11 protein-coding genes, 4 tRNA genes and 1 pseudogene are annotated in these 13,968 nt (G+C 48.6%); 12 read left to right on the top strand and 4 right to left on the bottom strand.

Translation table 11 applies throughout. The annotated features are described in order from the left end of the window. The first annotated feature begins 14 nt into the window (after positions 1–14). From ACFI32_RS14060 to ACFI32_RS14050, 3 genes are all read left to right on the top strand, one after another. On the top strand, positions 15–1,775 hold the full coding sequence (locus ACFI32_RS14060) for a TrkH family potassium uptake protein (RefSeq protein WP_462627240.1): 1,761 nt from the start codon (positions 15–17) through the stop codon (positions 1,773–1,775). Positions 1,776–1,810: 35 nt separating this feature from the next. Continuing rightward, on the top strand, positions 1,811–2,512 hold the full coding sequence (locus tag ACFI32_RS14055) for a potassium channel family protein (protein WP_462627239.1): 702 nt from the start codon (positions 1,811–1,813) through the stop codon (positions 2,510–2,512). Between the two features lie 63 nt (positions 2,513–2,575). Next, the gene (locus tag ACFI32_RS14050; RefSeq protein ID WP_462627238.1) at positions 2,576–3,118 is read left to right on the top strand and encodes a DUF3124 domain-containing protein; all 543 of its coding nucleotides are present in this window, start codon (positions 2,576–2,578) and stop codon (positions 3,116–3,118) included. Between the two features lie 43 nt (positions 3,119–3,161). Here the strand turns inward: ACFI32_RS14050 and ACFI32_RS14045 are convergent, their stop codons facing one another. Next, positions 3,162–3,884 (bottom strand): GntR family transcriptional regulator, encoded by a 723-nt coding sequence (locus ACFI32_RS14045; RefSeq protein ID WP_462627260.1) that lies wholly within the window; start codon positions 3,882–3,884, stop codon positions 3,162–3,164. Between the two features lie 335 nt (positions 3,885–4,219). Between ACFI32_RS14045 and ACFI32_RS14040 the strand changes: the two genes are divergently transcribed. Then, positions 4,220–5,509 (top strand): SLC13 family permease, encoded by a 1,290-nt coding sequence (locus ACFI32_RS14040; RefSeq protein ID WP_462627237.1) that lies wholly within the window; start codon positions 4,220–4,222, stop codon positions 5,507–5,509. A gap of 18 nt (positions 5,510–5,527) precedes the next feature. Further along, entirely contained in the window at positions 5,528–6,349 is an 822-nt protein-coding gene (locus tag ACFI32_RS14035; protein WP_462627236.1) for an amidohydrolase family protein, read from the top strand. Positions 6,350–6,393: 44 nt separating this feature from the next. Here the strand turns inward: ACFI32_RS14035 and ACFI32_RS14030 are convergent, their stop codons facing one another. From ACFI32_RS14030 to arsC, 3 genes and pseudogenes are all read right to left on the bottom strand, one after another. Further along, the gene (locus tag ACFI32_RS14030) at positions 6,394–7,698 is read right to left on the bottom strand and encodes an arsenic transporter (protein ID WP_462627235.1); all 1,305 of its coding nucleotides are present in this window, start codon (positions 7,696–7,698) and stop codon (positions 6,394–6,396) included. Positions 7,699–7,731: 33 nt separating this feature from the next. After that, positions 7,732–8,475 (bottom strand): arsenical resistance protein ArsH, encoded by a 744-nt coding sequence (gene arsH / locus ACFI32_RS14025; RefSeq protein ID WP_462627259.1) that lies wholly within the window; start codon positions 8,473–8,475, stop codon positions 7,732–7,734. Next, positions 8,473–8,862 (bottom strand): annotated as a pseudogene (gene arsC, locus ACFI32_RS14020) (arsenate reductase (glutaredoxin)); the annotation flags it as partial. The pseudogene arsC and the gene arsH, both read right to left, overlap by 3 nt. Positions 8,863–9,117: 255 nt before the next feature. On the opposite strand from arsC, the gene ACFI32_RS14015 reads away from it, so the two are divergent. The 7 genes from ACFI32_RS14015 (at position 9,118) to ACFI32_RS13985 (ending at position 13,615) form a co-directional block, all read left to right on the top strand. Next, positions 9,118–9,972 carry a DUF3298 and DUF4163 domain-containing protein gene (locus tag ACFI32_RS14015; RefSeq protein ID WP_462627234.1) on the top strand — a complete coding sequence of 285 codons (855 nt, stop codon included), beginning with the start codon at positions 9,118–9,120 and terminating at the stop codon, positions 9,970–9,972. A gap of 188 nt (positions 9,973–10,160) precedes the next feature. Continuing rightward, on the top strand, positions 10,161–11,186 hold the full coding sequence (locus ACFI32_RS14010; RefSeq protein ID WP_462627233.1) for an FHA domain-containing protein: 1,026 nt from the start codon (positions 10,161–10,163) through the stop codon (positions 11,184–11,186). Between the two features lie 256 nt (positions 11,187–11,442). Then, entirely contained in the window at positions 11,443–12,939 is a 1,497-nt protein-coding gene (gene trpE / locus ACFI32_RS14005; protein WP_462627232.1) for an anthranilate synthase component I, read from the top strand. 182 nt (positions 12,940–13,121) lie between these two features. Further along, positions 13,122–13,197 (top strand) — tRNA-Thr (locus ACFI32_RS14000). Between the two features lie 20 nt (positions 13,198–13,217). Then, positions 13,218–13,301, top strand: a tRNA-Tyr gene (locus ACFI32_RS13995). Positions 13,302–13,356: 55 nt separating this feature from the next. Beyond that, positions 13,357–13,430, top strand: a tRNA-Gly gene (locus ACFI32_RS13990). 110 nt (positions 13,431–13,540) lie between these two features. Beyond that, positions 13,541–13,615: transfer RNA gene (locus ACFI32_RS13985), tRNA-Thr, on the top strand. The last annotated feature ends 353 nt before the right edge of the window (positions 13,616–13,968 follow it).

The following is a 13,968-nucleotide window of genomic DNA, read 5'->3' as shown; positions in this document are numbered from 1 at the left end:
AATAGGCTCAGGTTATGCATGCAGCCATACCATATCGGTTGTTAAATAAAGCCACCATTGTGATCAGTGTTATCGGGGTAGGGGTTGCACTGGTAGACAGTGGCTTTACCTTAAAACCGTGGTTACAAAATGGGTTTCATCTTTTTTATCTGCTGATTATTTTGCTGGGTTTTGTGGCGACAGCGGCGCGCTATGTTCGTACCAAAACACCATTGGTGGTCAATAAAGTCGCCATTTTTGATTTGCTCACCAGTATTGCAATCGTGGTCTTGCTCCTGCTGCATTTTTTTGATCTGATCACATCGGGTTTGACCGTCTCGACCAATGGCTTTATTGCCATCAAGATTGCGGTGTTTGTCACCTTTATTCGGGAAATCTCGGATAATGACTTCAATCTCAGCCGCGCCTTTTTAAACCCTGCCCAGTTTTTTATTTTAAGTTTCTTATCGGTAGTATTGGTCGGTGCGTTACTGCTGATGATGCCCAATGCCACCACCCAGCCGCTGTCTTTTGTCGATGCGCTGTTTACTGCGACCAGTGCTGTTTGTGTGACGGGGCTGATTGTGGTGGATACCGCGACCTATTTTACGACTTTTGGGCAAGTGATCCTTATGGGGCTGATTCAGATTGGCGGCCTTGGCATCTTGACCTTTGTGACTTATTTTAGCTACTTTTTTAAGGGCGGGGTCAGCTACGAGACGCAGCTGAGCATCGGTGAGATGACCCATTCACGGCGCATGGGTGATGTGGTGACCACGCTCAAATCCATTTTGTACGTGACCTTTAGCATCGAGGCGTTAGCGGCGGCGCTGATCTTTGTGAGCATTTATGATTTGCCCAATATGAGCTTCTCTGAGCGGGTGTTTTTTGCTGTTTTTCACGCGGTATCCGCCTTTTGTAATGCGGGTTTTTCGACCTTTAGCGCAGGCTTATATGATGAGGCGCTGCGTTTTAATTACCCGCTACAGCTGATCATTGCGGCGACCTTTTTGTTTGGCGGCATGGGTTTTGTGATTGTGGTCAATCTGCTGCGTTATTTGCGCCACAGCGTAGAGCGTTTGCTGTACCGTAACGATCAGCGCTATCACTATCAGCCGTGGCTGCTCAGTATCAATAGCCGCATCACGCTGATTACCTCAGGGGCGCTGCTGTTGACGGGTCTGATTGGGGTGATGGTGTTTGAATATAACGGCGTACTTGCCGATCATACCAGCTTTATGGGCAAGCTGGTGGCGGGGCTGTTTACTGCTGCCACGCCGCGAACCGCAGGTTTTAATAACATTGATATGAGCGCGTTGGCCTTTCCGACCATCATGCTGACGATATTTTTGATGTGGATTGGGGCATCGCCCAACTCAACAGGCGGCGGTATCAAGACCAGTACCTTTGCTATTGCGCTGCTCAATACCTTGAGCCTAGCGCGTGGACAGTCTAAAGTAGAGATATTCAAACGTGAAATCGCTGACATCTCTATCCGCCGTGCATTTTCGATCATGTGGCTGTCGTTTTTGGTGATTGGTACGGGTGTGACCTTGATCAGCTATCATCAGCCAGAGCTGGATTTGATCAAAGTGATTTTTGAGTGTTTTTCAGCGTACAGTACGGTGGGCTTGAGTCTCAATTTGACCTCGGATCTGTCCACGTTTAGCAAGCTTGTGGTCTCGGTGATTATGTTTGTCGGCCGTGTGGGCATGCTGACCCTCATCATCGCGCTGCTCAAAGACGTGCGCCCGCGCAACTATCGTTATCCGACCGAAGAGATTACCATCAACTGATTATGCGGCATCTAGTGCCACTTTAAAGAGACATTATGAGATATATCGTCGTAGGATTGGGCAACTTTGGCTCGTCACTCGCCACCGCACTGACCAGCCAAGGTCATGAAGTGATCGCCGTGGACAGCAATATGCAAAAGGTAGAAACCTACAAAGAGGTCATCTCGCATACCATTTGTATGGATGCGACCGACGAGCATACGGTTACAGGTTTGCCCATCGTTGATACCGATATCGTGATTGTGGCTATTGGGGAAAACCAAGGCGCAAACGTGATGGTCTCGGCATTGTTTAAAACCTTAAATGCCAAGCGGCTGATCAGTCGTAGCATCAATCCGCTGCATGAAAAAGTGCTGCAAGCGATTGGGGTAGATGACATCATCTATCCTGAAAAAGAAGCCGCGAGCCGCTGGGCCAAGCGTCTGTCATTACATCACTTTGTTGACTCCTTTGAGCTGAGCGACCATTTTAGTATGGTCGAAATCAGCATTCCAGCCACTCTGATTGGCAAAGGCATTGGCGAGCTGCAGCTGGAGCAACGCTTCGACATCAAGCTGCTCAGCACCATGCGCTATGAGCACTACCAAGACAGCTTTGGTCGTACCCAAAGCAAGCCCAGTATTCAAGGGCTGGCTATGCCTGAGCAAATCCTGCAAGATGGGGATATACTGGTGGTCTACGGGGCCAATAAGCATATCAATCAGTTTTTGCGCAGTGTTGGGGTGAAGGTGCATTGACCCAAGTGACACAAAGCAGAGTGACACAGACCTGCAGCCACTCATAGCTGTATAGGAGACATTATGAACAAGCACTGCCTGTCTATCTTATCCATTGCTGCTGTCCTGCTGTGCGCAGGCTGTGATAAAAAAATGGACGACCCCAATGTGATGCTATCAAAGGATCAGCAAGACCCTATCGAAGAGCTTGCCGTCACCTCAGATGTGGATCGCAGCACCTTTACCTACAAGCAATCCTTTTATGTGCCCATCTACTCCGATATTTATACCGACAGTGACAACCGCAAGGTATTGCTGTCAGCCACACTCAGCGTGCGCAACACCTCGCTGAGTAAGTCGCTGTATATCAACAAGATCGATTATTACGACACTGATGGCACCTTTATCAAATCCTATACCGACCGTCCTATTGAGCTGCCCGCGATGGCCACGCTCAATTACATCGTCGAAAAAGAAGAAGACCAAGGCGGCTCAGGCGCGAACTTTATCATTGAGGTTGAAGGGGTAGATGACAGCGTAAAACCTGTGATTGAAGCGGTGATGATCGGTAACTTTAGCAACAAGGGCTTTGCCTTCTCAACCGAAGGCACGCCCGTGCAGCTGTGATAGATGGAGTAGGGTGGCAGTCTAGACGTTAGATGAGCAGTGTCTAGTTGATGGTGATCTCATAGCTAAAGCGTTCTGCCAAGCCATAAGATTCGCGGTACTCAATCGGCTCACCTTTTAGGTTTTTGGCGATGCGGCAGACCTTGACCAGATTTTCACTCTTGTCGTTACCCAGATAGGGGTCGGCATGGTCTTTGATAAAAAACAGCGTCTCAACTGCTGAAGAGACAAACTGCCCGCACTGCTGATAATAAAACGGATACAGCAAGTTGCCAAAATCGCTGGGCGCCATGGTGGCGAACGAGCGAAACATGGTTTTTGGCAACCAGACTTTTTCGCTCAAGATAACCTTATCATCGACGATGCGTACACGTTCAAGATAAATCAGCGCTTGGTTTTTTCTCAGCTCTAGCTTGGCGTTAATCGCGTCATCAGCAGTGACAACCTTGACCTCTTTTACCACGCCAATAGGGGTAACGTAACTGGCGTCCTTATCCCGAAACTTAAAAAAGCGTGATAGCGAGGCTTCAAAATCAGGCTGCTTTAAAAAAGTCCCGCGTCCTTGCTGCTTGATCAAAACCCCGTCTTCGACCAGTTTTTCGACCGCTTTTCGTACGGTTCCTACGGATACATTATACTCATTAGCAAGTTCTTGTTCAGTTGGTAGCGGCGTGTCCTTGTCCCACTGTTTGGCCGTCAGTAGTGATTGAATGTGCCAGCGCACTTGCTCGTAGCGTGGCATTTTAAATTTTGCAAAGTTTTCCATATGGTTTTCTTCATTAATCAGTGATAGACAGTATTCTGCTGGCAAATCTTGCTGATACTGCTTAGAAACCAGCCTTTCAGTGCGCAATGTTGCAATTATCATGTTAACCCAGCATATCCTTACAAACATAACAAGTATTGTCATTTTTTAAAAGGTTTTCCCTTATTCATCTCAGAAATGATGATTATAGGAATCGGTTTTTTAATGAACAATAGTCTAAAAATAAAACAATGGAATCATTGATTGACAAAGACGAGAAAATATCTTTTGATGAGTATCAAGATTCATATGTATGTTTATACGAATTTGCACACAGTCAAGGTCAAGGAGTAGACATGACTTTCTATATTTTAGGCGCTATTATCATCTCAATAGTGCTGGGTTATAAGACCAAAATTAACATTGGCTTTTTTGCCATTGTGTTCTCATATCTCATCGGCTGCTTTGGCATGGGGCTAAAAGCCTCTGACGTCATTGCGCTATGGCCGATCAAAATCTTCTTTATCATCCTCGCAGTCACGCTCTTTTATAACTTTTCTTTGGCCAACGATGCATTTGAAAAGCTTTCGGGTCACTTGATTTATAAATGCCGCAATTTTCCAGCGCTATTGCCGCTGGTGATCTTTATCGTAGCGACGATCATCTCTGGACTGGGCGCAGGGTATTACGCCGTGTTGGCCTTTATGGCACCCATGACGCTACTGCTGTGCCAAAAAACCAAGATGAACATCGTCATCGCTGCCTTAGCCGTGAATTACGGGGCGCTCGCGGGTGCCAACTTCATGACTTCCCAAAGTGGGGTGATTTTTCGTGGGTTGATGGACAGCTCAGGCGTGGTAACAGACACCGCATTTACCTATTCTTCAGGGATTTTTGCAGCGACGTTTTTGATTCCAGTCGTGGTACTGGCCATTTACAGCTTGTTTAACGCCCGTCATAACAAAACCGCGATTGATGCGGCGCGCCCTGAGCCACTTGACCATAAGCAAAAACAATCGATCATGCTGATTTTTGTCATGATGTCGATTGTCTTAATCGTGCCGATTCTGAATCTATTGCTGCCAGATGTGGAGATGATTCAGTTTTTAAATGCGCGTATTGATATCGGCTTTATCGCTATTTTCTTTGCCATCATCAGCCTGTTCTTAAAACTGGGCGATGAAAAAAAGGTCATCAGCTTGGTGCCATGGAGCACGCTCATTATGATTTGCGGCGTGGGCATGCTGATCAGCCTTGGGGTCAAAGTGGGAGTGATTGATGAGCTGACCACGTGGCTGAGCACCAATGTGCCGATTTGGCTGCTACCGATCTTGGTATTTGTCATCAGTGCCATCATGTCGGTGTTCGCCAGTACCCTTGGGGTGGTTGCGCCGGCACTATTCCCAATGGTGCCCACGCTTGCGGCTGCTTCTGGTCTCAATCCGCTCCTGCTATTCGTTTGTATCATTGTTGGCGCGCAAAGCTCATCGATATCACCCTTTTCGTCAGGGGGCAGCTTGATATTGGGCTCATCACCTGCCGATGTGGATAAAGACAAATTACTCAATGCGCTACTGTTCAAGGCAGTTCCTATTGGTGTTGGTGCAGGTTTGCTGGCCACATTACTCATTCAACTGGTATTTTAATAATAAGAAAGGATTTTTATGCACTACATTGATACTCACGCGCATGTGTTTTCCCATAAAGTAGATTTTGCCGATAAGGCGCGCTATACCCCCCAGTATACGGTCACGGTCGAAGATTATATCCAGCAACTTGATGACAATGGCTTTGATAAAGGGGTGCTGATTCAGCCCAGCTTTTTGGGTACGGATAACCGCTATATGCTGGCGGCGATTGCCGCTTATCCTGAGCGCCTCAAGGGTGTGGCAGTGCTTGATAGACACATTGATGCAGCAGCGCTGCATCAGCTCAATGAACAAGGCATCATTGGGGCGCGGCTGAATTTATTTGGTAAGCCGTGCCCAGACTTGACTGAGCCGTCGTGGCAACGGTTTTTAGAATGGATTGCGCAGTTGGGCTGGCAGGTTGAGATCCACGCCGCTCCTGATTATTTGTTGCAGCTATTGCCTGTGCTTAAGGCGTATGATCTGGATGTGGTGATTGACCATTTTGGCCGCTTTGATCCCAAAAAAGGCGTGCAGGATGCCGAGTATCAGCAGGTTTTGGCTTTGCTTGATCCAGCGCAGCACTGGGTTAAAGTATCGGCTTATTACCGATTGGGCGATGATAACGGCGTACAAAACGCGACTGAGGCATTGGCGTTATTGCGCGCACGCGGTATGGATCAGCGTTTGATTTGGGGCAGTGACTGGCCGCATACGCAACATGAGGTGGGTTTTGCCAAAGCGCTCGCTACCTTTAAAACCATTGCCAATGATGCGGCGCTGGTCACGCAGATTTTGACCGTCAACAACGCAGCACTGTTTCATTTTACGGATGACACCTGCTGCGCCGCCCACTGATCTAAGCTACATTGTGAAAGCTTAGTGCGCATCGACAGCGCGCACTAGGCAAGCATCGGCAGCCAAAACACCAATGCCAACAGCGTCGCCAGCAGCACAGGCGGCGTGATGAGCACACCGATCTTCATATATTGTCCCCAACTGATCTTGTAATCTTTTTCTGCCAATACGTGCAACCACAGCAAGGTGGCCAGACTGCCAATCGGGGTCAGTTTTGGCCCCAAATCATTGCCAATCACATTGGCATAAATCATCAGCTCACGAGTATGCGCCGACACCTGTGCATGATCAATCGCCAGCGCCCCAATGAGTGTTGAGGGCATATTGTTCATAATCGAGGCCACCAGCGCAGACAAAAAGCCAGTGCCAATAGTGGCAACGACATCACCTTGCTGTCCCAGCCAGCCCAGTACCGCGGCACCATACTCAGTCAAGCCTGCATTGCCCAGCCCATAGACGACCAAATACATACCGATAGAAAACAGCACGATTTGCCATGGTGCGCGGCGCAGGACATCGGGTACTGATACCTGCGCGCCGTTTCCTGCGCGCCACCAGCGCCCTGCGATGGCCATCAGCAGCAGCGCAGCAAGGCCAGTAACCAGTGAAATGGGTAGTCCCAGTGTTTCTGTCGCCATGTAGGCGGCCAGCAACACCCCAAGTAGTGGAAAGGCAGTATAAAATACCAGCTTGTCTTTGATGGCGGACATCGGCGCGTTAAGGCCTTTGGTCGCATAGTGCCGGGGGATACTGCGCCCATAAGCGAGCCACAGTACGATAAGCGTGGCCAGTACCGAGACGATATTCACTGGTACCATCACCAAAGCATAACGGCTAAAGCTGATATCAAAGTAATTGGCACTGACGATATTAACCAAGTTGGACGTCAGTAGTGGCAGGCTGGCAGTATCGGCAATAAAGCCTGTGGCGATGATAAAGGCAAAGGCTGATTTGGCAGGAAAATCAAGGCGCAGCAAAATGGCAATGACAATCGGGGTGAGCAATAGCGCCGCGCCATCGTTGGCGAACAGCGCGGCAATCAATGCCCCAAGCACAACAATCATCGGAAACAAGCGCTGCCCGTTGCCGCCGCCCAAGCGCGCCACGTGCAGCGCCGCCCAGCCAAAAAATCCCGCTTCATCCAAGATAAGCGAGATGATAATCAGCGCCACAAAGGTAAACGTCGCATCCCAGACGATATCCCAGACCGTGGCGATATCTGCCACGTGCACCACGCCACACAACAAGGCAACGAGCGCGCCGCCCATTGCACTCCAGCCGATCCCCAAGCCCTTGGGCTGCCAGATGACCAGTACCAGCGTCACCACAAAAATTATCAATGCCAACATCAAACTGCCTTTATCTGCAACAATAATAAAAAGCTAAAGCGTCTTTTGGTTAACGCGCGCCGCCACCTCAGTCACATCTTCGACCCGCTCTGAGTAGCGATCGGTCAGATAAGCAGACTTTCCTCTGGTCAGCCAAGTAAACTTCACCAGCTCTTCACAGACATCCACCACGCGGCTATACAAAGGCGACACGCGCATACGATCTTGATCATCAAATTCCAAAAATGCCTTGGGAATCGAAGACTGATTGGGGATGGTGATCATCCGCATCCAGCGGCCCAAAATGCGCAGCTGATTGACCGTATTAAAGCTTTGGCTGCCGCCATTGACTTGCATTATCGCCAGCGTCTTACCCTGCGTGGGACGCACGCCGCCGAGCGCCAGCGGAATCCAGTCGATTTGCGCTTTCATGATGCTGGTCATGCTACCATGGCGCTCAGGACTGACCCACAGCATTCCCTCAGACCACTGCGCCAGCTCGCGCAGCGCTTGTACTTTGGGGTGGTCGGTCTCTGTCGCATCAGGCAAGGGTAGCCCTGCTGGATCAAAAAGACGCACCTCACAGCCAAACCAGCGCAGCAACCGCGCCGCCTCTAATGCCGCCAGCTTCGAAAACGAGCGCTCACGCAACGAGCCGTATAAGATTAAGATTTTTGGTGGGTGCTGCGGATCATCAGCGCGGCATAATGCCTGCGTATCAATGGGCCGGAGGTGTTCAAGGGCAACATGGGGTAAATCTGGCTCGCTTGCTGCCGCATCATGCGTTTCATAGTGGATGGTCTCGCCATCTTCTTTTTGAAAATAAGCCATTGGATAGTCGAGCAACGCCAGTACCCGTTCTGAAGGTCGGCACAACCGCGCCCCTTTATCCGTCACCACGATAGGGCGGTTGATCAAAATAGGATGAGCGATCATCGCATCGATCAATGTTTCGTCTGAAAGCGCAGGATCACCCAAGTTTAGCGCGTCATAAGGCGTGCCTTTTTGGCGTAGCAGCTCACGCGGCGAAATGTCCATCATATCCAGCAGCGTGACCAAATACTCACGTGTGGGCGGCGTTTTTAGGTATTCAATGACAGTGGGCGTTTCACCAGAGGCACGCATCAAAGCCAGTGTGTTGCGTGAGGTACCGCAATTGGGATTATGAAAAATAAGTGGGGTCATAGTAGCCTTATAGAGGGTCAGTCAGGATAGGGTAAATGGACGCGCTAACACGACGATTGGGTTTTACGATGACAGGCATCATGCTTGATACCGCACCATGGCTGTATCCATGCTGCCACATAGAAAATAACGTAAAAGGCGAGGGTTAGCGGGACAATCGCCGTACAAGGTATTCAAAAACACAAACAGTGTTCCAACAATAGCGATGGATGGTTGCGATAGAATACTAAAATCGAATACTTATAAGGAAGCCATATGTCATGGTTCACGTCATCTGATAGCAATGCTCAGTCAAAAATGCCCAGCCGTCGCCTAAAAAAATGCGACCAGCGGTCGCTCAGCCTACTTGGCGGCTCGCTCATGATGGGCATGATGAGTCTACCCGCTGCGGCCAGCAGCCTTATCAGCAGTACCGAATATCTTGACTATAGTATACCAACGGCCATTCAAGAGCGCTGCGCCACCAATAATAATTGCCCAGAGATTGAAATCAAATATCTACATACCAGCCAAGATTGGGTCAACCAGATTGCGAACCAGCGTATCAACCGTTTTGTGGTTAACGCCGAACCCAGTGAAGCGCCTGTCAACCCTGATACCAGTAGTAAGGCAGTCAAAGCCGCCCTAGATGCCTTTGTCAGCAGTTCATTTGAAGACATGCCAGATAACCGAGCTATGACCTATAACTTGATGGTCACGCCTCAATACTTGGGGCATATTAACACCTTTGAGCTGTTTGATATCAACAGCTACACCTTTACAGGTGGCGCGCATGGTATGGCTTATAGCGAATACCTGATACTCGACCACCGCACCAAACAGCCAGTCACCCTCAATGATATGCTAGTGCGCGGTAAAAAAGCCCGCTTTGAAGCATTGGCCAAACAAGCCTACAAGCAGTGGGTCAAGACCGTCGCTGACGACCCTGCCGACTATGAAAAAAGCTGGCCCTTTATGCTTAGTGATGACATCACGCTGACCGAAAAAGGCATAGATATGCGCTATTCACTATATGCGATCAGCCCTCATGCCTATGGTATGCCAGTATTGAATATCCCGTATGGCCAGCTGCACGGCGTGATAAAGCCATCATTTTTACCCTTGCAATGAGCACAAACAGGCATGTGACCAGCTGCTATAATCGCCCCGTTTGATAGCACGCAAGGCCATATGAGAATTTTTTAGCCTAAATGATGCCACAGATATATGACAGTTTTATGATAATCACTGCTTAACGATGATCCTAGACAACAATGACCCTAGATAACGATCCAAAGAATAAATCAAGGAGCAAACCAATGGACAATGATATTTCAAATAACAATACCACTCTGAACACAATGACTGCCGAGACATGGCAACTTAGCGCGCTGACCGATGTGCTGGGCGATCTCAAGCTGACCATCAGCGACAGCTTGTCAATTGGCCGCGGTAATGATAATGACGTGGTACTCGGTAGCAAAGAAGTTTCACGCAATCATGCGGTACTGAGTGTGCTCAATGGCGAACTTTATGTCAAAGATTTGGACTCCTCAAACGGCACCTTTGTCAACGATGCACGCATTGAAGGTAACAAATCCAAGCACATTGGTACCGATGACAAAGTAACCTTTGCTAGCTTTGCTTTCCAAGTGATGCCAGCGCCTATGACGGACGATGAATCAAATGCTGTGCCAGTGACAACCGATCATCATCCTACCGATACCAGTATCGACACGTCTCACGAAACGGTCATTGATGCGCCAGTACAGGATACCGACAGCAATCATCTGAGCGAAGACGCAGCGCTTAGCACGGTCGCCCCTGCTGCTGATACCGATACCGTAGATACGCTGCCGCAAGACGCGCCAGTGATTGATGCGACGGTCGAACCTGTAGCAGAAGAGGCGGTGGTCGAAAACACCCCATCAGAACCAGTGTCATCCACGGTAGCTGCTGAACCGACTAGTGAGCCAGTTACTGATTCAACTGTCGAGCCAACTGTTAAGCCACAGCCTATTGCTGAGCCTGAACCACAGCTTGCTGACACAGCGCATGACCCACACGACAAAACCACAAAAACCGAGCTACAAGAAGAAGCAGATCCAGACGTTCTGCGTGCCAAAGAAGCGGCTACCTCGCAGTTTTCAGGCACCACTCAGCTGGGTCAACAGCCCGATTTGGGCACCGCTGGCAACAACGCTGCAACCCAAGAGATGAGTAATCCTGCTACCGCCAGTACCGATAGCGGTGAGAAAAAATCCAGTGGTGGCTGGTTTATTTGGGTCTTTGTCGCCATTATCATTATTGGACTGGCGTTATGGCTGTTTAACATGGGTGCTTGATATAAGCACAATGTAAAGATGAGCGGCATATGCGCGCTTGGTTTATTATCGTTGTATTTGGCAGTATCAATCTGCATGAAACAGATACCAGACCTGCGCTAAGCTGTCATAATGCGTATCAGTTTTGCTATACTGGCAAGCCTGATAGTGAACACCGCACCCCATACAGACAAGCCCGCTGCTGACTTGCGGCGGGCTTTTTACCACCTGTAATAATCACCATCTTTTGCCAATTTGTGCTAAGAGACTCTCTATTATGATGACCTTTGAAGAATATAAAGCCTTTAAACAACAAGGCTTTAGCCATGCACCCCTTATAAAAAAGCGTCTGATGGATGCGCAGACCCCCGTTTCTGTTTTCTCAAAAGTACGTGACTTAAGCGGCTCTGCCTATTTGTTTGAATCGGTGGTTGGTGGTGAGCGTTGGGCAAGATATTCGATGATTGGTCTGGGTAGTGACCTGATTTTGCAGTACAGCAACTCAATGATGACGGTCAAAAAAGACAATAATATCGACAGCGAGCAAATCAAAGACCCCTTTGGCTATATTCGTGAATTGATGGCAGATTATAAAATGCCAACCACTAAAGAGGTGCCAACACTGCCCAGCTTCAGTGGTGGCCTTGTCGGCTACTTCGGTTATGACATGGTGCGCGTCATCGAGCCGAGTGTCGGTCAGTCCGATGCGCCAAACCCCATGACATTGCCTGATATGTGGCTGATGCTGTCGATGAGCGTTATCGTGTTTGATAATCTTGAAAACACCTTATCGATCATTGTCTATGCCGACTGCAACAACGATGATGGCTATGGAGCCGCGATTCGTGAGCTGGAAAAAATAGAAGACAAATTGGCCGAAATGCCAGATTTGAGCGCGCCCATCATGCCCACGCCCAAGTTTGTCTCACAAACTGGCAAAGACAAATACTGTGCTGACGTCGAAAAAATCAAAGATTACATCCTTGCAGGTGACGTCATGCAGGTGGTGCCAGCTCAGCGCTTGACCGCCGACTATCAAGGCGACTCATTGGCTGTCTATCGCGCTCTGCGCTTTTTAAACCCATCGCCGTATCTGTTTTTGGTACACGGCTATACGCTCGATGATCACAAGCGCTTTGACATCATTGGGGCGTCTCCTGAGATTCTCTCGCGGGTTGAGGAGGGTAAAGTCACCGTACGGCCCTTAGCCGGTACGCGGCAACGCGGCGCTGATGAAGCCGAAGACTTAGCCTTAGAAAAAGAGCTGCTCGCAGATACCAAAGAAATCGCTGAGCATCTGATGCTCATTGACCTCGGCCGCAATGACATTGGCCGCGTTTGTGAATACGGCAGTGTCAAAGTCACCGAAAAGATGTTTATCGAGCGTTACTCGCAGGTGATGCACATTGCCTCTAACGTTGAGGGCACTGTCTCAGCAGACAAGGACGCATTGGATGTCTTTTGTGCCACCTTTCCTGCAGGTACGCTCTCTGGTGCGCCCAAAATCCGCGCCATGCAAATCATTGATGAAGTGGAGCCAGTGCGCCGTACTGTTTTTGGCGGCTCGGTTGGCTACTTGGGCTGGAACGGCAACATGGATACCGCCATCGCCATTCGCACGGCGGTGATGCGCCGTGGCAAGATACATATACAGGCAGGGGCGGGCGTCGTTGCTGACTCAGTGCCCGAAGCGGAGTGGGATGAAACCAATAAAAAAGCCTTAGCACTGGTCAAAGCGGTGAAAATGGCTTGTGATGGCCTGCGTATTCGCTAAGCGCAAACCCTATGCGTCTGTAACAACTACGCTGCCGCACAATGGCAGCGTTTTTTTTAAAATAAAAAAATGATAAAAATCAAAAATTTAAAAATTTATTTGAAGAAAATGAAAAATAAATAAAAATAGGGCTTGCGTTCTCAAAAATATTTGGTATGATACACCCCACTTTGAAGAAACAAGCCGACTTAGCTCAGTTGGTAGAGCAACTGACTTGTAATCAGTAGGTCGCCAGTTCGATCCCGGCAGTCGGCACCATTTCTTTCAAAGTAACCTAAGGTGGGATTGGGGAGCGGTCAAACCCAACAGACTGTAAATCTGTCGCGAAAGCTTCGAAGGTTCGAATCCTTCTCCCACCACCATATTTTTTAAAAGTTTGTCATAGCGCCAAGCTATATTCTGCGCCAGATACGATGTGCGGGTGTGGTATAATGGTAACACCTTAGCCTTCCAAGCTAATGACGCGGGTTCGATTCCCGCCACCCGCTCCAACAGTTTAGCATCGACTAGCAGTTAATATTGAATCATCACGACTAGCAGTTACTAATCAAACTGTCTCGTGATATTTTTTTTAGTATAACCTGATCGTTATCTAAAATATGCTCATATAGCTCAGCGGTAGAGCACTCCCTTGGTAAGGGAGAGGTCTCGAGTTCAATTCTCGATATGAGCTCCATTTATGATTCAGTATGACAGTTATTGATGTGAGTCGATTATAGTATTTTATTATTGTCTCAAGCGACTGCTGGTGATTATATTTTGTGACAATCATGTTTAATAACTTTATGAAGTATTGCGCCATATTGAAAAACATCACACTGACGCGGCAAGTAACAATTTGAAGGTAGCACTGAGGTGTTGCCTTTTAGTGCTGTCAGTAGGTTGCCAAACTAACCTATTTGCCATGTATTATTGATGGTTTCAGTCGGTTTAAACGCTACTCAGCATCGCGGTTAGATACTGTATAGCACCAACGGCTCGATGGCGTTGTTCATCAGCCGCCAAGCAGCTATTTATTAATAATTCACC

Source organism: Psychrobacter sp. PSi21, assembly GCF_054960615.1.
The sequence above is the reverse complement of the archived record's forward strand: the minus strand, read 5'-3'. Positions and strand labels throughout refer to the sequence as shown.